The sequence below is a fragment of the Pseudorhizobium sp. NPDC055634 genome, from assembly GCF_053618655.1.
On record NZ_JBSHHW010000009.1, the window covers coordinates 160,057 to 177,448 of the forward strand.

At 62.2% G+C, this 17,392-nt stretch carries 16 protein-coding genes; 11 read left to right on the forward strand and 5 right to left on the reverse strand.

Annotated elements, in window-relative coordinates; genetic code table 11:
* Window positions 1-210 precede the first annotated feature (210 nt).
* From ACWGPT_RS15750 to ACWGPT_RS15760, 3 genes are read left to right on the forward strand one after another with little or no spacing between them, the layout of a single operon-like run.
* Entirely contained in the window at window positions 211-1,563 is a 1,353-nt protein-coding gene (locus ACWGPT_RS15750; RefSeq protein WP_452606561.1) for an NAD(P)/FAD-dependent oxidoreductase, read from the forward strand.
* Window positions 1,560-2,345 (forward strand): DUF1365 domain-containing protein, encoded by a 786-nt coding sequence (locus ACWGPT_RS15755; protein WP_452606562.1) that lies wholly within the window; start codon window positions 1,560-1,562, stop codon window positions 2,343-2,345. Before ACWGPT_RS15750 ends, ACWGPT_RS15755 begins: the two co-directional genes overlap by 4 nt.
* On the forward strand, window positions 2,342-3,598 hold the full coding sequence (locus tag ACWGPT_RS15760) for a class I SAM-dependent methyltransferase (RefSeq protein ID WP_452606563.1): 1,257 nt from the start codon (window positions 2,342-2,344) through the stop codon (window positions 3,596-3,598). Before ACWGPT_RS15755 ends, ACWGPT_RS15760 begins: the two co-directional genes overlap by 4 nt.
* Here the strand turns inward: ACWGPT_RS15760 and ACWGPT_RS15765 are convergent.
* Window positions 3,531-4,352 carry an SDR family NAD(P)-dependent oxidoreductase gene (locus ACWGPT_RS15765; RefSeq protein WP_452606564.1) on the reverse strand — a complete coding sequence of 274 codons (822 nt, stop codon included), beginning with the start codon at window positions 4,350-4,352 and terminating at the stop codon, window positions 3,531-3,533. The two genes, ACWGPT_RS15760 and ACWGPT_RS15765, sit on opposite strands and share 68 nt — an antisense overlap.
* A 114-nt stretch (window positions 4,353-4,466) precedes the next feature.
* Window positions 4,467-4,655, reverse strand: coding sequence for a DUF2735 domain-containing protein (locus ACWGPT_RS15770; protein WP_452606565.1), 189 nt, complete (start codon window positions 4,653-4,655; stop codon window positions 4,467-4,469).
* A gap of 356 nt (window positions 4,656-5,011) precedes the next feature.
* Between ACWGPT_RS15770 and ACWGPT_RS15775 the strand changes: the two genes are divergently transcribed.
* Both ACWGPT_RS15775 and ACWGPT_RS15780 read left to right on the forward strand, forming a co-directional pair.
* Complete coding sequence (locus ACWGPT_RS15775; RefSeq protein ID WP_452606566.1) at window positions 5,012-6,052, forward strand: glutamine synthetase beta-grasp domain-containing protein; 1,041 nt, start codon at window positions 5,012-5,014, stop codon at window positions 6,050-6,052.
* A 124-nt stretch (window positions 6,053-6,176) separates the two neighbouring features.
* Window positions 6,177-6,944 carry an SDR family oxidoreductase gene (locus ACWGPT_RS15780; RefSeq protein WP_452606605.1) on the forward strand — a complete coding sequence of 256 codons (768 nt, stop codon included), beginning with the start codon at window positions 6,177-6,179 and terminating at the stop codon, window positions 6,942-6,944.
* Window positions 6,945-7,183: 239 nt separating this feature from the next.
* On the opposite strand, the gene ACWGPT_RS15785 is transcribed toward ACWGPT_RS15780, so the two are convergent.
* Genes ACWGPT_RS15785 through denD form a run of 3 tightly spaced genes read right to left on the reverse strand, consistent with a single transcriptional unit; the run spans window position 7,184 to window position 10,844 of the window.
* A complete protein-coding gene (locus ACWGPT_RS15785) occupies window positions 7,184-8,971 on the reverse strand; it encodes an IlvD/Edd family dehydratase (RefSeq protein ID WP_452606567.1) in 1,788 nt (595 codons plus the stop codon).
* Between the two features lie 2 nt (window positions 8,972-8,973).
* Window positions 8,974-9,861: an NAD(P)-dependent oxidoreductase gene (locus tag ACWGPT_RS15790; protein WP_452606568.1), complete on the reverse strand. Its 888-nt coding sequence runs from the start codon at window positions 9,859-9,861 to the stop codon at window positions 8,974-8,976.
* Complete coding sequence (gene denD / locus ACWGPT_RS15795) at window positions 9,858-10,844, reverse strand: D-erythronate dehydrogenase (protein ID WP_452606569.1); 987 nt, start codon at window positions 10,842-10,844, stop codon at window positions 9,858-9,860. The genes ACWGPT_RS15790 and denD overlap by 4 nt, the downstream gene beginning before the upstream one ends.
* 176 nt (window positions 10,845-11,020) lie before the next feature.
* Between denD and ACWGPT_RS15800 the strand changes: the two genes are divergently transcribed.
* From ACWGPT_RS15800 to ACWGPT_RS15825, 6 genes are all read left to right on the forward strand, one after another.
* Window positions 11,021-12,466, forward strand: a complete 1,446-nt coding sequence (locus tag ACWGPT_RS15800; protein WP_452606570.1) for an FAD-binding oxidoreductase — start codon at window positions 11,021-11,023, stop codon at window positions 12,464-12,466.
* 29 nt (window positions 12,467-12,495) lie between these two features.
* Complete coding sequence (locus ACWGPT_RS15805; protein WP_452606571.1) at window positions 12,496-13,209, forward strand: FadR/GntR family transcriptional regulator; 714 nt, start codon at window positions 12,496-12,498, stop codon at window positions 13,207-13,209.
* Between the two features lie 164 nt (window positions 13,210-13,373).
* A complete protein-coding gene (locus ACWGPT_RS15810) occupies window positions 13,374-14,519 on the forward strand; it encodes a fumarylacetoacetate hydrolase family protein (RefSeq protein WP_452606606.1) in 1,146 nt (381 codons plus the stop codon).
* Between the two features lie 18 nt (window positions 14,520-14,537).
* On the forward strand, window positions 14,538-15,074 hold the full coding sequence (locus ACWGPT_RS15815) for a TRAP transporter small permease (RefSeq protein ID WP_452606572.1): 537 nt from the start codon (window positions 14,538-14,540) through the stop codon (window positions 15,072-15,074).
* Window positions 15,071-16,348 (forward strand): TRAP transporter large permease, encoded by a 1,278-nt coding sequence (locus ACWGPT_RS15820; protein WP_452606573.1) that lies wholly within the window; start codon window positions 15,071-15,073, stop codon window positions 16,346-16,348. Before ACWGPT_RS15815 ends, ACWGPT_RS15820 begins: the two co-directional genes overlap by 4 nt.
* Window positions 16,349-16,385: 37 nt before the next feature.
* Entirely contained in the window at window positions 16,386-17,390 is a 1,005-nt protein-coding gene (locus ACWGPT_RS15825) for a TRAP transporter substrate-binding protein (protein ID WP_452606574.1), read from the forward strand.
* Window positions 17,391-17,392 lie beyond the last annotated feature (2 nt).

Consider the following 17,392-nt stretch of genomic DNA (forward strand, 5'->3'; position numbering starts at 1 on the left):
GCTGCGCCTTGCCTTGCACGCCGCCGGAGCGTCGCGGATGCTTGGTTCTGGCACGCCTGCGGTGCAAATGGAATGCTCAAGCTCATGCGGGCCATTACGCTGTCGATTGCATGATGGATCAAAAAAATCCTGCGGGTAGCCATGGTCAGCCGATCCAGCGACCTTCGGGGCACGTAGAACCCCATCAAATGGATGAATCGAGGGCAGTGCATGAGACAGGGATTTTCGGGCGACGGGGGCACGACGCGCATCGCCGTCATCGGAACGGGGATCAGCGGCATGGCGGCCGCCTGGCTTGCCGGCAAGACCTGCGAAGTGACCCTCTATGAGGCGGAAGATCGCATTGGAGGGCACTCCAACACGGTGGCAGTCGAAGTCGACGGCGAAAACGTTCCTGTCGACACCGGTTTCATCGTCTACAATGAACGCAACTACCCCAACCTGGTTGCCTTGTTCGAGCACCTGAGGGTCCAGACCGATGCGACGAACATGTCCTTTGCCGCCTCTCTCGATGACGGGTCCTTCGAATATTCCGGGACCGGGATCGGCGGGCTGTTCGGCCAGCGACGGAATGCAGCGCGTCCCCGTTTCTGGCGCATGATGTCCGATGTCGTTCGCTTCTACCGGGACGCACCGCAGATGCTGCAGCGACCTGAGCTCGACGATCTCACCCTCGGCGATTTCCTGAGGCAGGAGGGATATTCGCAAGCCTTCATCGACGACCACCTCCTGCCCATGGGCGCCGCCATCTGGTCCACGACCGCCAACGACATGCGGGACTATCCGTTCAAGGCATTCCTGCGCTTCTTCTGCAACCACGGACTGGTGCAGTTCAAGGACCGGCCCCAATGGCGGACGGTCAGAGGCGGGAGCATCGAATATGTCCGGCGCCTCATGGGAGATTTCCGGGGCGAGGTGCGTTTGGGCAGCAGGGTCGTGGAGGTGCGGAGCGAGGCTCGCGGCGTGCTCGTCAAGGATGCCTCGGGCAACGAGGACCGTTTCGATCACGTGATCCTGGCGACGCATGCGGACGATGCGCTTGCCGTCATCGCGGATCCGGGTCGGCGGGAGCAGGAAGTTCTCGGCTGCTTCCGCTACACGCGCAACCGGGCCGTTCTTCATGGCGACCGGGCGGTCATGCCAAGGCGAAAACAGGTATGGTCGAGCTGGAACTATATCGGAGGGAGGCAGTCCAGCGGTGAGCGGCCGCTGTGCGTCACCTACTGGATGAACCGTCTGCAGACCCTCTCCACCAGCAAGCCGATCTTCGTCACGCTCAATCCGTGCCGCGACATCGATCCGGGACACGTCATCCGGACGTTCGACTACAAGCATCCGCTCTTCGACCAGCCGGCGATGCGGGCGCAGCGCCAGCTCTGGAACCTCCAGGGAAGGCGGGGGATCTGGTTCTGCGGCGCGTATTTCGGCAGCGGCTTTCACGAGGACGGCCTGCAGGCAGGCCTTGCCGTTGCGGAACAGTTGACCGGCACGCGGAGGCCTTGGACGCTCTCGGACCCGTCCGGCAGGATTTTTGCGCCTGCGATGCTAGAGGCCGCCGAATGACCGAAGGATCCGCACTCTACATCGGCGATGTCGTGCATCGTCGCTATCGACCGAAAGAACACAAGCTTCGCTACAAAGTGTTCTCGCTTCTCATCGACGCGGATGAACTGCCGGCGCTCGATCGGCGTCTTCGACTGTTCGGACACAACCGCAGGGCCGTGATCAGCTTCTGGGACAAGGATCACGGATCGGGCGAACCGGGCAAGCTCAGGGAATGGGTAGAGACACAGCTGTCCGATGCCGGCGTCGATCATCCCGACGTCAGGATTCGGGTTCTGTGCTATCCGCGCCTGTTCGGTTATGTCTTCAACCCGCTGACTGTCTATTTCTGCGAGGCGCGGGACGGGACCCTGCTGGCAATCCTCTACGAGGTCTGCAACACCTTCCATGAGCGGCACACCTATGTGATCAAGGTGGGCGGCGAGACGCGAGGCGTCGTGCGGCATTCATGCGAGAAGGCGCTCTACGTCTCGCCATTCCTGCCCATGAACTGCTCCTATCATTTCACCACCCGCCGGCCGGATTCACGCGTGGCGATCGCGATAAGGGAGACGGATGGCGACGGTCCATTGCTGTCCGCGTCCTTTGCCAGCACCCGACGTGTGCTCTCCGATGCGAACCTTTTCCGTGCCGTGGCCAGTTTCCCCCTGATGACGCTCAAGGTTACCGCGGCGATCCATTGGGAGGCGCTGCGGCTCTGGCTGAAAGGAGTACCGGTTCACCGGCACATCAAGAGTTTGGCCCCGCATACCCGAACGATCATGCAGGAGGAGGGGCGATGACGGACGTCCAGCATGTGGCGCCGCCTCGTGGGGTGTTGCGCCAGCCCATCTGGCAGGCGGGGATTTGCCGGTGGGCGGAGCGGATCGTTGCCGGTCAGCTTACACTTCGCTTTCCGGGCGGAGCAGAACGGACATACCGGGGCGTCGCGCCCGGGCCCAGCGCCATCATCGAGCTTGCCAATGCACGGCCGGTGCGGCGGCTGCTGACGGGCGGGTCCCTCGGCTTTGCCCGCGCCTACATGGAGGGCGAGTGGCATTCGCCGGACCTCGGAGCGGTGCTCGAACTTGCCGTCGCCAATGACGAAGCGTGGGGGCAGCTTCTTGTCGGTCGTGGCCTCAGGAAGCTCATGGCCTGCTTGCGCCACCGGCTCCGGGCCAACTCCCGTGCAGGCAGCCGGCGGAACATCTCGTTCCACTACGATCTCGGAAACGACTTCTACCGGGCCTGGCTTGACGAGACGATGACGTATTCGGCGGCCTGCTTTGAAAATGCCGAGCAGCCGCTCGAAATGGCCCAAGTGGCCAAGTATCGGCGGATCATCGAGACGCTCGGCATAGGCCCGGAGGATCACGTCCTGGAGATCGGCTGCGGCTGGGGCGGATTCGCCGAAGTCGCGATAAGGGAGACGGGGTGCCGCGTCACCTGCCTGACGCTATCGACCGAGCAGGCGGATCATGCGCGGCGCAGGCTGGAGCAGGCCGGCATGGCCGATCGCGCGGATATCCGTCTCGAAGACTATCGCGATTGCCGCGGGCAGTTCACGAAGGTCGTCTCGATCGAGATGTTCGAGGCCGTCGGCGAAACGAACTGGCCGATCTTCTTCGACCGCGTACGTCGCCTGCTTCATCCGGGTGGGGATGCGATGATCCAGACCATCACGATCGCGGACGAGCGTTTCGAGCATTATCGCCGGAATGCCGATTTCATCCAGACCTATATCTTTCCGGGCGGCATGCTTCCGTCGGTTGGCGCATTTCGCCATGCGGCCGAAAGCGGAAGCCTTTCGGTTGCAGATGAGTACCGCTTCGGCGGAGACTACGAGAAGACCTTGCTGTTGTGGGACAGGGCATTCCAGAGAAACTGGCCCCGGATCGCGCGGCTCGGGTTCGACGAGCGGTTCAAGAGGATGTGGCACTATTACCTTCATTATTGCGCCGTCGGCTTCAGGACGCAGCGCCTGGATGTCATCCAGTTTCACCTGACGTCCGGTTCTGCGCCGCCCCGGCCGGGGCCCGTACCATGCGGTCGGTGATCCTGAAAAGCAGCGACCGAGGCAGCGCACGCAGCAACCGGATCGCCAGCGCCATCTTCCAGGGAAAGATGATCTCGAACCGGTTGGTGGAGAGCCCTCTCAGTATCGCGTTCGTCGCCTCTTCCGTATCGATCATGAAGGGCATCGGAAAATCGTTCCTTTTGGTCAAGGGTGTATCCACGAAGCCGGGATTGATCACGCTCAGATGCACGCCGGACCGCCTGAGTTCCGGATAGAGGCCTTCGCAGAGGGTGATGAGTGCCGATTTGGTGGCTCCATAAAAGGCGCCGCCGGGGAGCCCCACATAGCCTGCGACCGATGCCATGACGGCGATCCTGCCGGACCCGCGCTCCAGCATCGCCGGCATGACGGCTTCCAGACAGTGCGCGGTGCCGATGACGTTGAGCGTCACGAGTTTCGCCAGATCCTGCGAATTGAAGCGTCTGACGCTCTCTCGCCTGTAGCTTCCGGCTGAAAATACGGCGAGCCCAACCGGACCATGGGATGCCTCGATGCGGGACGCGACGGAAAGGGCTGCCTCGCGATCGGTTACGTCCAGCGGATAGGCGATGATGGCTCCGGGCCGTTCGGTCTCAAGCTGAGAGAGCTTCTCCTGGCTGCGGGCACTCACCGCCACCTTCCAGCCCTCATCGGCAAGACGCAGCGCGACTGCCCGCCCGATACCGGAGCTTGCACCCGTTACCCAGGCAATTCGAGACCCTACCCCCATAAGCGACATTCCTCCTGACAGCATTCATCCTTCGAGAATGCTACGAAAAGGCAGGGCTGCTGGATCGCTTGAGATTGAGAAGACGGCGCGAAGCCGCGGTCGGCGTGCCGGGGCCCGGGCGGACGGAACGTGGTTAGGTCAATCGCGAACTGGAGAGGGCCTGCTCTCTCGGATAGCTTCGTCGTGGTACCAGCACGTATCAAGCGCTGCCGTTGCAGGCTTCGGCACCTTTTCCATGACCGTCTTTTCCGAACTCCGCGCCCTGCGATCAGGGCCGACCGGAAATTTTATTATCTGGGCAGATACGAACTCCACACCTGGGGTCATGTCGTTTCCTCACCAAGAACGCGGCATCACTATCGCACAGTTTTTGCGCAATTGCACTCAGATTAGACGCGTGATGCCCTTTCCGCCGCCCTTCTTGAGGCGCTGAGCTATCCAGGTCAACGCGCGGCCCTCCTGCGCGTTCCTTTCAGCGCGGATGTCCGACCAAATGGATGGAATCCTTGGGATCTGATCCGAAAATTTCCCAAAATGCCCGGCTCGGTTGGTCAAAAGAGGCGCTCCGAAGCGTCATTAAGCAATCTGGCACGGAACGTGCTTCTCCCTACTCAACCAGCCGGCAGGCGCTGTGCGCCAAACCGGACGGCAGTTTGATCGCGGTCTACGAAGAGAGAGTTCCGATGACGAAATACAAGCTCGAGTACATTTGGCTTGATGGCTACACCCCCGTTCCTAACCTGCGCGGCAAGACGCAGATCAAGGAGTTCGACGCGTTTCCGACGCTCGAGCAGCTGCCGCTTTGGGGCTTCGACGGATCCTCGACGATGCAGGCCGAAGGCCACAGCTCGGATTGCGTGCTGAAGCCGGTCGCGCTCTATCCCGATCCGGCCCGCACCAATGGCGTTCTGGTCATGTGCGAAGTCATGATGCCGGACGGTGTGACGCCGCACGCTTCCAACGCGCGCGCCACGATCCTCGACGACGAGGACGCATGGTTCGGCTTCGAGCAGGAATACTTCTTCTATGAGGATGGCCGCCCGCTTGGTTTCCCGGAGAATGGGTTCCCGGCTCCCCAGGGCCCCTACTACACCGGCGTCGGCTACAAGAACGTCGGCTCCATCGCCCGCGAGATCGTCGAGGAGCATCTGGACCTCTGCCTCGCCGCCGGCATCAACCACGAAGGCATCAATGCCGAGGTGGCCAAGGGTCAGTGGGAGTTCCAGATCTTCGGCAAGGGCTCCAAGAAGGCTGCCGACCAGATCTGGATTGCGCGCTACCTGCTGCTTCGCCTGTGCGAGAAGTACGGCGTCGACATCGAATGGCACTGCAAGCCGCTCGGCGATACCGACTGGAACGGCTCGGGCATGCACTGCAACTTCTCCACGAAGTACATGCGCGAAACCGGCGGCAAGGAATACTTCGAGGCCCTGATGGCCGCCTTCGCCCGGAACTGGAAGGAGCATATCGACGTCTATGGTCCGGACAACCACATGCGCCTGACCGGCAAGCATGAGACCGCGCCGTGGAACAAGTTCTCCTACGGCATCGCCGACCGCGGCGCATCGATCCGCGTTCCGCATTCCTTCGTGAACAACGGCTATCGCGGCTATCTCGAGGATCGTCGTCCGAACTCGCAGGGTTGCCCCTACCAGATCGCCTCGCAGGTTCTGAAGACCATCTCGGAAGTGCCGACCGAAGACTTCGCCCGCACGGCCGCCTGATAAGCCTGCGGCGCCGGGGACACCGGCGCCGCAGCTACCTTCCGACCCCCCGCATCGCTGGACAACATGCCTGACCACGGGCATATGGCTGTCCGCACGAATGCGCATCATGGGGGACACACTCTTGGACAATCCGCTCTTCAGCCTGCAAAGGCGTACCGCTCTCGTGACGGGCTCGTCGCGCGGACTGGGTCTCGCCATCGCGACCGGTCTCGCCGAGGCCGGGGCATCCCTGATCCTGAACGGCGTCAACGCGGAGCGGCTTGAGGAGAGCGCGGCAAAGCTGCGGGAGCGCGGCATCGACGTGACGACGTCCGCTTTCGACGTGACCGACGAGGTGTCGGTGGTCGCCGCCTTCGAGCGGTTCGACGCGGAGAACATCTCGGTCGACATCCTGGTCAACAATGCCGGCATCCAGTATCGCAAACCCATCGTCGAACTGGATAGCGCCAACTGGCAGCGCGTCATCGATACGAACCTGACCAGCGCGTTCCTGGTGTCGCGCGAAGCGGCCAAGCGGATGCTGCCACGCAAGCGCGGGAAGGTCATCAACATCGGGTCGCTGATGAGCGGGCTCGGGCGCGCTACAGTAGCGCCCTACACGGCCGCCAAGGGGGGCATCAAGACGCTCACCCAGGCGATGGCGGCGGAATGGGCGATGCACGGCATCCAGGCCAATGCCATCGGTCCCGGCTACATGCTGACGGACATGAACCAAGCGCTGATCGACAATCCCGAATTCGATAGCTGGGTCAAAAGCCGAACCCCTTCACGGCGATGGGGCAAGCCTGAGGAACTGGTGGGAGCGGCCGTCTTCCTGGCATCGGACGCGTCGGCCTATGTCAACGGCCAGATCATCTATGTCGACGGCGGCATGAGCGCGGTTCTCTAGCACCAACGGCAGATTGCATACCAGCCAACCCTTTCGCGTAAGTGCCGACTGACCGAGCGATTTCGCTGAATGGATGGGTGAGCGCGTTCCCATGCAGCGCAGAAAGGGTTTCCCTGCAGATATCACCGGCGTAGCGGGTGATCTGCGGAGAAGGCCGCGGTGGCCGAGGCTAATCCCGGCGTCGGTAGAACAGGAGCTGCCTGAAGTCCTGTCCGACCGAGAGCCGGGACTTAGGATGCCTAGTGATTATGCCGTGGCGGCCTCTTGGCGGCGATCTGCCGGAATTCGGCGGCGCCCTCGAGGACGCCCCCGTCCGAAAGCTGCGTCACCGACTTGCGATAAATGCGCTGCCACGGCGTGGCGTCGGCGGGAACCGGCGGGATACCGTCTGCCTTGCGCCGCTCGATCTCCTCGGGCTCAACCAGCATGTCGCAACGTCCCTGGTTGAGGTCGATACGGATGATGTCTCCGGTGCGAAGCCAGGCGAGGCCGCCGCCTGCGGCGCTTTCCGGCGAGGCATTGAGGATGGAGGGGCTGTCGGCCGTGCCGGACTGTCGCCCGTCGCCGATCGTCGGCAGGCTCATGATGCCCTTCTTCAGGAGGTGATCCGGCGGCTGCATGTTGACCACTTCCGCCGAACCGGGCCAGCCGAGAGGGCCGGCGCCGCGAATGACCAGGATCGTGTCCTCGTCGATGCCGAGCGCAGGGTCGTTTATGCGATGGTGATACTCTTCCGACCCGTCGAAGACGACGGCCTTGCCCTCGAACACGCCTTCGCGGCCGGGCTCGGACAGGTAGCGCTCGCGGAAGCCCTGCGAGATGACGCTGGTCTTCATGATGGCGAAGTCGAACAGATTGCCCTTCAGCACCAGGAAGCCGGCCTTTTCCTTCAGCGGCTGCTCATACGGATAGATGACGTCGCGGTCGGTCGCTTCCCTGCCCTTCAGGTTCTCGGCCACAGACTTGCCGGTGACCGTGCGACAGTTACCGTCGAGCTTGCCGACCTTCAAGAGCTCACACATGATGGCAGGCGTCCCGCCTGCACGGTGGTAGCGTTCGCCAAGGAATTGTCCGGCCGGCTGGACATTGGCCAGCAGCGGAATGTCGAAACCGTGTACCTGCCAGTCCTCCGGATAGAGATCCACACCGGCATGCTTGGCCATGGCCGCCAGATGCGGCTGGGCATTGGTGGAGCCGCCGATGGCCGAGTTGACGCGGATGGCGTTGAGGAAGGATTCGCGCGTCAGGATGTCGGAGGGCTTGAGATCATCCCAGACCAGTTCGACCGCCCGACGACCGGTGCGATAAGCCATCTGGCCGCGTTCGCGGTAGGCAGCAGGGATGGCACCGCATCCGGTAAGCGACATGCCGAGCGCCTCGGCCAGCGCATTCATCGTCGAGGCCGTGCCCATGGTGTTGCAGTGGCCGACGGAAGGGGCGGAATCGAGCGCCGCCTGAAGGAACTCCTCGCGATCGATCTCGCCTGCGGCGAACTTGCGGCGCATGCGCCAGATCACGGTCCCGGAGCCTACGAGATCGCCTTCGTGCCAGCCATCCAGCATGGGCCCGCCCGAGAGGACGATGGCGGGGATGTCGACGGTGGAGGCGGCCATGATCGCCGACGGGGTGGTCTTGTCACAGCCCGTGGTCAGCACTACGCCGTCGAGCGGGTAGCCGTAGAGCACCTCGACGAGGCTGAGATAGGCGAGATTGCGGTCAAGCGCCGCGGTCGGACGCTTGCAGTTTTCGAAGATCGGATGGGTGGGAAACTCGATAGGAATGCCGCCGGCATCGCGGATGCCGTCCCGTACCCGCTTGACCAGCTCGACGTGAACGCGGTTGCAGGGGGTCAGATCGCTGCCGCTCTGGGCGATGCCGATCACCGGCTTGCCTGAACGCAGTTCCTCGGGCGTGACCCCGTAGTTCATGAAGCGCTCCAGATAGAGGGCCGTCATGTCGATGTGGTCGGGATTGTCGAACCAGTCCTGCGACCGGAGGCGGCGCTTCGAGTTGCTGTTGTCGCTCATGCTTATGCCTGGTCTTTCCGGTTGAGCTTTTCGAGATGCAGGAGGAGGCCGCTATGGTCCTTGTCCGCGCCGCCCTCGGCCACGAAATCGGCAAACTCCTGACGAACCTGGCGGGTTAGCGGCAGGGTCAGCGACAGGCTTTCGGCCATCGCCATGACCGCGTCAAGGTCCTTCAACTGATTGGCGGATGCCCCGCCGGGGACGAAATCGCGGCCGACCATCCGCTGGCCGTGAAGCTCGAGGATGCGGCTCTCCGCAAAGCCACCGCGGATAGCGTCCCGGAAGGCGGCACGCGATGCGCCGCCCGCTTCGGCGAGGATCATCGCCTCGGCGACTGCCCCGATGGTCACTGCGACGATCTGCTGGTTGGCGAGCTTGCAGATCTGACCGGCGCCGCTCGGGCCGACATGCGTGACGCGACCGAGGGCTGAGAAGACGTCACCGAGTGCCGCGACATCGGCGGCATCGCCTCCGGCCATGATGGCAAGGGTGCCTGCGGCAGCGCCGGCGGTCCCGCCCGAGACCGGAGCGTCGAGGCTTCGGATACCCCGCTCGGCGAGCAGGCGGGCGTTTTCCTTCGCAATCGGCGGGGCGATTGAGCTGCAATCCACAAAGATCGCGCTCTTGCCCATGGCGTCGGCCACGCCCTTCTCGAACAGCACTTCGGCAACGGCCGCGCCGTTGGTCAGCATGGCGAAGACAACGTCGGCGCCCGCGGCGGCCTCGGCGGCGGAGTTTGCCTGCCGCGCGCCGTCGGCGACGAGCGGCGCGGCCTTTGCGGCGTCCCGGTTCCAGACGGTGACCGGGAAGCCTGCCTTCAGGAGGCAACGGACCATGGGCGCCCCCATGAGGCCCGTTCCGAGAAATGCGATCCTCTTCTTCGCCGTCATGGCAGTTTGCCTCCCAGTTCATCGTCGATGTGAGCGCGGATGATTTCGTCGAAGGACGTTTCGGCGGTGAACCCGAGTTCCCGCGCCCGCTTTGCCTCGAAGCCCGGCGCCCAGCCGGCGACCATTTTCATGATCATCTCATCCGGCTCCCGGCGGATAAGGGCGACCGCCTTGTCGCCCGCAACGCGGCGGAGCGCTTCGATCTGTTCACCCACCGTGGCGCTGAGGCCCGGCATGGAGAGGTTCCGGCGCGGCCCGACCTTGTCGAGGTCGATCGTTGCGCCATGGATGAGGAAGCCGACCGCGGAGCGCGGGGACGTGTGCCAGTGGCGGACATGCTCGGACACGGGCAGAACGGCTTCCTGCCCGACCAGCGGCTCGCGCAGGATGTTGGAGAAGAAGCCGGAGGCGGCCTTGTTCGGCTTGCCGGGGCGGATGCAGATCGTCGGCAGGCGAATGCCGATGCCGTCGAAGAAACCGCGACGGCTGTAATCGGACAGCAGCAGTTCGCAGATAGCCTTCTGGGTGCCGTAGCTCGTCAGGGGCGTAAGGTGGAACTCGTCCGGGATCGGGAAGGGCAGAGGTGCGCCCACGACGGCGATCGAGGACGTGAAGACGACACGCGGCCTGTAGCCGTCCTCGTTGTGCGCCAGACGGATCGCGTCGAAGAGATAGCGGGTTCCGTCGAGGTTGATGCGGTAACCCTTGTCGAAGTCGAGTTCGGCTTCACCGGACACGATGGCGGCCAGGTGAAAGATGACGTCCGGGCGATCGACAATCAGCTTTTCGGCTTCTCCGGTCGCAGACAGATCGCTCTCCAGTGCATCCACGACGCCGGAGAAGCCGGCCGGCGCTTCGGGCTTCACCACATCTACGAGCGTCAGCCTTTCGACCGGCTTGCCGCCGAGTGCCTTTTCGGAGACCAGCCGCTGCGTGAGCTTACGGCCGACCATGCCGGCCGCGCCGATGATGAGAATGTGCATGAATGCGTTCCTCCTGGGGAAGCGTCTCTGTCCGGAGGCCAGGGACGCCACTAAAATCTAGCTTGTAAGGTTGTCTGATAACTTTATATGGTCGCCTTGAAAACTGTTATTTCCATGCCAGTCCGGTGTCGGTCCCTGATTGTTCCCCACTGGCTAGGCAGAGGCACGAGAGGCACATGACCAAGGACGCAACCGCTTATATTTCCGAGTGGCGGGAAAAGCTGCGCATTTCGCTGGGAGGCGACATTGTCCTCACCGAAAGCGACGAGATGCTGTCCTACTGCCGCGATTGGCATGGCGATGTGACCAGCAATGCGGTGGCCGTGCTGCGGCCCCGCTCGACCGAGCAGGTCGCGCAGGCGGTCAGGACATGCCGCGAGCTTGGCCTTTCGATCGTGCCGCAGGGCGGCAATACCGGTCTCGTTCTCGGGGCGACGCCGGACCCCGATACAAACCAGGTCGTGCTGAGCCTGGAACGAATGAACAGGATACGCCAGATCGATGCCGACGACTTTTCGGCGGTGGTCGAGGCAGGCTGCATCCTGTCCGAACTCAAGGACGCCGTGGCCGAAGAGGGCATGTTCTTCCCGTTGGCGCTGGGCGCCCAGGGCACCTGCCGCATAGGCGGCAACGTCTCCACCAATGCCGGCGGCATCAACGTGCTGCGATACGGGATGACGCGCGAGCTGATCTTCGGTCTGGAAGTGGTCCTGCCGGACGGCAGCATCCTCGACGGATTGTCGACGCTTCGGAAGGATAATCGCGGGATCGACCTGAAGCAGTTGTTCATCGGCGCCGAAGGCACCCTGGGCATCATCACGGCCGTTGCCGTGAAGCTTACGCCCTATCCGGACCAGGTGGCGACGGCGCTTCTCGGACTTGCCTCGCTCGACGATGCCATCAAGCTTTTCCGCCAGGCGCGCCGTGACTGCTGTGACCTGATGTCGGCCTTCGAGTTCATGCCGCCGCTTGCCTTCACGCTGGCGAAGGAGGTCATGCCCGACCTGCCCATCCCGATCGCGGCCGACTATCCCGCCTATGTTCTGATGGAGATTTCCGGTTCCGGGCTCGTCGATATCGAAGACCTGATGGGTCGCTTCCTGGAGACGGCGATGGAAGAAGGCATCGTGTTGGATGGAACGATAGCTGCGTCGCAGGCCCAGGCGCGCAACCTTTGGCTGATCCGCGAAGGCATGAACGAGGGGCAGGCCAAGCGCGGCATGCACCTTCGTACCGACGTGTCCGTCAAGCTGTCCCAACTTGCGGATTTCGTCGTCGAAGCCGAAAAGGCCGTCGGAGAAGCGGCGCAGGGATCGACCTGCGTCTCCTATGGCCATGTCGGGGACGGCAATGTCCACCTGAACGTCCTGCCGGCACCGGAGTCCACTCCGGAACAACGGATCGAGCAGATCTACAAGGCGAAGAGCGCGATCAATGCCGTGCTCGACCGCTATCAGGGCAGCATCAGCGCCGAGCACGGCATCGGTCGCCTGAAGCGCGCGGACTTCGAAGCCCGGCTTTCCCCGGTGCGGCGGAACCTGCTGGTCGCCCTGAGGCAGGCGATCGACCCGGGAATGATCATGAATCCGGGCTGCCAATTGAAATTTCCCGCGGACTCGTAGAATTAGGAGGATGCCAAGGGAGGGCGGACGTGGCTGTTGCCGACTTTAACCAGATCAGACGAAGTGAGCATCTGCCGGCGCGGATCGCCGGTCAGATCGGACGCGAAATCCTGGAGGGGCGCATCGCGCCCGGCGACAAGCTTCCAACCGAGCATCTCCTTGCCAAGACTTTCGGCGTCAGCCGGTCGGTCGTGCGGGAGGCTATTGCCCAGTTGCGGAACGAGGGCCTGGTGGAGACGAGGCAGGGTGTCGGTGCCTTTGCCACGGAGTTCGCCCAGCGGCAGTCATTGAGGATCGAGCAGGGCGATCTCAACGATCGCGAAGCTTTCAAGAACCTCTACCAGCTGCGTATTCCGCTCGAGATCGAGGCGGCCGGGCTGGCTGCTCTCCACCATACGGAGGAGGACATTGCGCGCCTCGATGAAACGCTGGAGCAGATGACCGGGGCGGAGAAATGGACCGAGCAGGGGATCGTGGCTGATCTCGCTTTCCACCGGGTCCTCGCCGCTGCAACCCAGAATGAATACTTCCCCCTCTTCATCGGATTCATTGCCGAGCGGATCAGTCTGGCGATCAACGCGGCACGTGCGAAAGCGGTCCTCGAGGAGATTGTCGAGGTCACCATCGCGGAGCATGTGGCGATCCGGGATGCCATTGTCAGCGGAGATCCCGGGAGGTCTCGCGCTGCCATGCGGCAGCATCTCGTCAAGGCGGCCGGGCGGCTCGATCTCACCCTCGAGTGATTGAGCATTTCCCTCCGGTTTACCGAGTTTTTCCCGCAAGGGGGCAGGGTGACTGGACAGGGCGAAAAAGTCATACTAGAAACCGCCGATCTTGTCAGACATCCTGACAATCAGGGAGATTTCGCATTTCCCGCCAAGGAGGAAATTTGGTGAAGATCGAGACCATGTTGCGCGCGCAATCTATCTTGCCGCAAGACGCAGATGATGCCCTGCTCGTTGGCCGCGTCTGGTCGAAGGAAGCCGGTGGCCCCTGCCCCGTTCTCCACAGGTCGGGCAGCATCCTCGATCTTACGTCTTTGGCGCCGACGATCTCCGCACTACTTGAGCGAGAAGGGCTGGCCAGCACGCTTCGTGCCGCCACGGATCTCAAGGCACTCGGGACGCTGGACCAGTTCCTGGACGGGTCGGCGGGCGAGCTGCTTGCCCCGACCGACCTGCAGGCGGTAAAGGCTGCCGGCGTTACTTTTGCCGACAGCATGCTGGAGCGCGTGATCGAGGAACAAGCCAAGGGCGATCCTCTCCGTGCACAGGAAATCCGCGGCCGACTGGCGCCTGTTCTGGGCGACAACCTGAAGGGTCTCGTTGCCGGCTCCGCCAAGGCCGCCGAGGTCAAGACGTTGCTCCAGGAACTCGGGCTCTGGTCACAGTATCTGGAAGTCGGCATCGGTCCGGATGCCGAGATCTTCACCAAGGCGCAGCCCATGTCGTCCGTCGGTTGTGGGGCGACCATCGGCATCCATCCGAAATCGGACTGGAACAATCCCGAGCCGGAAGTTGTCCTTGCGGTTACCTCGACCGGCAGGATCGTCGGTGCGACGCTCGGCAACGATGTCAACCTGCGCGATTTCGAAGGGCGTTCCGCACTGTTGCTCAGCAAGGCGAAGGACAACAACGCGTCCTGCGCGCTCGGTCCGTTCATCCGCCTGTTCGATGACAGCTTTACCCTGGATGACGTGAAGGGTGCGGAGATCGCGCTGAACGTCGAGGGTGCTGACGGTTTCGTCATGACCGGCCTGAGCCCCATGGCTGCGATCAGCCGCAGCCCGGAAGACCTGGTCTCGCAGTTGTTGAACGACAATCACCAGTATCCGGACGGCGTCGTCTTCTTCCTCGGCACGATGTTCGCTCCGGTGAAGGATCGCCGCGGCGCAGGCCTCGGTTTCACTCACGAAATCGGTGACCGCGTCGAAATCTCGACGCCGCGGCTCGGTCGGCTTATAAACTGGGTCGAAACCAGCGATCGGTGCCCGAAGTGGAGCTTCGGCCTGGGTGCGTTGATGAAGAACCTGGCCCAGCGTGGGCTCTTGTAACCAAACGGGAGGGACACGATGCAAAGGGCGGTCGATCTTTTCTACAAATTCCTTGAACTCCTGTTGATCCTGCTGCTTTCCGGCATGGCGGTCATGGTGTTCCTCAACGTTGTGCTCCGCTACGGATTCAATTCGGGACTGAACGTTTCCGACGAGTTGTCCCGCTACTTCTTCGTGTGGCTGACGTTCATCGGCGCTGTCGTTGCGTTTCGCGAGCACTCGCACGTTGGGGTGGAAACCCTGGTCATGCTGTTCGGACGCAAGGGGCGCATCATCTGCATGATCCTGTCGAACATCATCATCATCGCGGTTTCGGCAATCTTCTTTTGGGGGACCTGGAAGCAGGCTCCCATCAATGCGAGCATGGTCGCACCCGTAACGAAACTTCCGATGATCTGGGTGTATGGCGTTGGCTTCTTCACCGGAGCCGGTGTTGTCCTCATCGCCCTTGAACGTCTCGTGCGCCTGCTGACAGGCCGTGTGACGGAAGAGGAAATTGCCGCCTTTGCTGGCGAGAACATGTCCATCGAGCATCTGGCGGAGCGTTCTCAATGACTCTTGTCGTTTTCATTGTCTCGCTTCTCGGAGCAATGGCAATTGGTGTCCCTGTTGCCTTCTCGCTGATGTTCTGCGGCGTCATGCTTATGTGGTACATGGGTATGTTCAATACCCAGATCATCGCCCAGAACATGATCGCCGGTGCGGATACCTTCACGCTGCTAGCGATCCCGTTCTTCATCCTGGCAGGTGAGCTGATGAATGCCGGCGGACTTTCGCGGCGCATTATCGACTTCGCGATTGCCTGTGTGGGCCATATCCGTGGCGGCCTCGGCATCGTGGCCATCATGGCGGCCGTCATCATGGCCAGCATTTCCGGTTCGGCTGCCGCCGATACCGCAGCTCTCGCCGCGATCCTTATCCCGATGATGGCGAAGGCGGGCTACAACGTCCCCCGTTCGGCCGGTCTTATTGCAGCGGGTGGCGTGATCGCTCCGGTGATTCCGCCCTCGATGGCTTTTATCGTCTTCGGTGTCGCGGCAAACGTATCCATCACCCAGCTGTTCATGGCGGGAATCGTGCCCGGCCTTCTTATGGGCATAGCGCTCGTGATCACCTGGCTCATCGTCGTTCGTAAAGACAATGTCCAGGCCCTGCCTCCGGCACCCGCCAAGGAGCGAATTCGGGCGACTGGCCGAGCCCTGTGGGCACTCGGCATGCCGGTGATCATCCTTGGTGGCATCAAGATGGGGGTCGTCACCCCGACCGAAGCAGCAGTGGTCGCTGCAGCCTATGCCCTCTTCGTGGGAATGGTGATCTATCGCGAGTTGACGCCCGCGGAACTCCCGCGCGTGATCCTGCAGGCCGCAAAGACAACTGCGGTCATCATGTTCCTGGTCTGCGCCGCTCTGGTCTCGTCGTGGCTTATCACGGCTGCAAACATTCCTTCGGAGATCACCGGGTTCATAGAGCCGCTCATCGACCGACCGATGCTGCTGATGTTCGTGATTATGCTGGTCGTCCTGGTTGTCGGCACCGCGCTCGACCTGACGCCAACCATCCTGATCCTGACGCCTGTCTTGATGCCGATCATCAAGCAGGCCGGCATCGACCCCGTTTATTTCGGTGTCCTGTTCATCATGAATACCTGTATCGGCCTGCTCACTCCGCCAGTCGGGGTGGTCTTGAACGTCGTAAGCGGCGTCGGGCGAGTGCCGCTTGGGAAGGTAACCGTAGGCGTGTGGCCATTCCTGGTCGCGCAGGTCGCCGTTCTTTTCCTGCTCGTCCTGTTCCCCGATATCGTCCTCGTGCCCGCACGTTGGCTCTACTGATCCGCAACCCTCAGCAACTTATCCAAGGGAGGATACTATGAGGAAAATGCTTCTTGCCACGACTGCCATCGCTTTCGGTCTCTCGGCCGCAGCTCCGGCTTTCGCGGAGTTCAACGAACGTAATATCCGCGTTTCGAACGGCATCAACGAAGACCATCCGGTTGGCAACGGCATCAAGGCCATGCAGGCCTGCCTCGACGAAAAGTCCGGCGGTAAGCTGAAGCTGACTGCTTTCTGGGGTGGCGCTCTCGGTGGTGACCTCCAGGCAACTCAGGCTCTGCGCTCCGGCGTCCAGGAAGCCGTTGTAACCTCGTCCTCGCCCCTCGTCGGCATCATCCCGGCTCTCGGCGTGTTCGACCTGCCCTTCCTCTTCGCAAGCCCTGAGGAAGCCTATCAGGTCCTCGACGGCGATTTCGGCGACATGATGAGCCAGAAGCTCGAAGAAGCCGGCCTCGTGAACCTCGGTTACTGGGAAAACGGGTTCCGTAACCTGTCGAACTCGGTTCGTCCGGTAACGAAGTGGGAAGATTTCGAGGGCCTGAAGGTCCGCGTGATGCAGAATGACATCTTCCTCGACACCTTCCAGAACCTCGGTGCGAACGCGACGCCGATGTCCTTCGGCGAAGTTTTCTCGGCGCTGGAAACCAAGGCGATCGACGCGCAGGAAAACCCCTACGTGACGATCGACACTTCGAAGTTCTACGAAGTGCAGAAGTACATCACCGAAACGAACCACGCCTACACGCCGTTCCTCTTCCTGTTCTCGAAGGCAATCTTCGACACCTACACGCCTGAAGAGCAGGCAGCCCTGCGCGAATGCGCAACGGTTGGCCGCGACGAAGAGCGCAAGGTGATCCAGGAGCTCAACAAGAAGTCCCTGGAGAAGATCAAGGAAGCTGGTCTGGAAGTGAATACGCTCTCGCCGGAAGAGCAGGCCCGCATCCGCGAGAAGTCGATGGTCGTCTATGAAAAGCACAAGGCAACCATCGGTGCCGACGTCGTTGACGGAATCCTGGCGAAGCTCCAGGAAATCCGCAACTAAGC

Coding starts and splice junctions, on each gene's coding strand:
- ACWGPT_RS15750 (WP_452606561.1), top strand. CDS start 211: ATGAGACAGGGATTTTCGGGCGACGGGGGCACGACGCGCATCGCCGTC.
- ACWGPT_RS15755 (WP_452606562.1), top strand. CDS start 1,560: ATGACCGAAGGATCCGCACTCTACATCGGCGATGTCGTGCATCGTCGC.
- ACWGPT_RS15760 (WP_452606563.1), top strand. CDS start 2,342: ATGACGGACGTCCAGCATGTGGCGCCGCCTCGTGGGGTGTTGCGCCAG.
- ACWGPT_RS15765 (WP_452606564.1), bottom strand. CDS start 4,352: ATGCTGTCAGGAGGAATGTCGCTTATGGGGGTAGGGTCTCGAATTGCC.
- ACWGPT_RS15770 (WP_452606565.1), bottom strand. CDS start 4,655: ATGACCCCAGGTGTGGAGTTCGTATCTGCCCAGATAATAAAATTTCCG.
- ACWGPT_RS15775 (WP_452606566.1), top strand. CDS start 5,012: ATGACGAAATACAAGCTCGAGTACATTTGGCTTGATGGCTACACCCCC.
- ACWGPT_RS15785 (WP_452606567.1), bottom strand. CDS start 8,971: ATGAGCGACAACAGCAACTCGAAGCGCCGCCTCCGGTCGCAGGACTGG.
- ACWGPT_RS15790 (WP_452606568.1), bottom strand. CDS start 9,861: ATGACGGCGAAGAAGAGGATCGCATTTCTCGGAACGGGCCTCATGGGG.
- denD (WP_452606569.1), bottom strand. CDS start 10,844: ATGCACATTCTCATCATCGGCGCGGCCGGCATGGTCGGCCGTAAGCTC.
- ACWGPT_RS15800 (WP_452606570.1), top strand. CDS start 11,021: ATGACCAAGGACGCAACCGCTTATATTTCCGAGTGGCGGGAAAAGCTG.
- ACWGPT_RS15810 (WP_452606606.1), top strand. CDS start 13,374: ATGTTGCGCGCGCAATCTATCTTGCCGCAAGACGCAGATGATGCCCTG.
- ACWGPT_RS15815 (WP_452606572.1), top strand. CDS start 14,538: ATGCAAAGGGCGGTCGATCTTTTCTACAAATTCCTTGAACTCCTGTTG.
- ACWGPT_RS15820 (WP_452606573.1), top strand. CDS start 15,071: ATGACTCTTGTCGTTTTCATTGTCTCGCTTCTCGGAGCAATGGCAATT.
- ACWGPT_RS15825 (WP_452606574.1), top strand. CDS start 16,386: ATGAGGAAAATGCTTCTTGCCACGACTGCCATCGCTTTCGGTCTCTCG.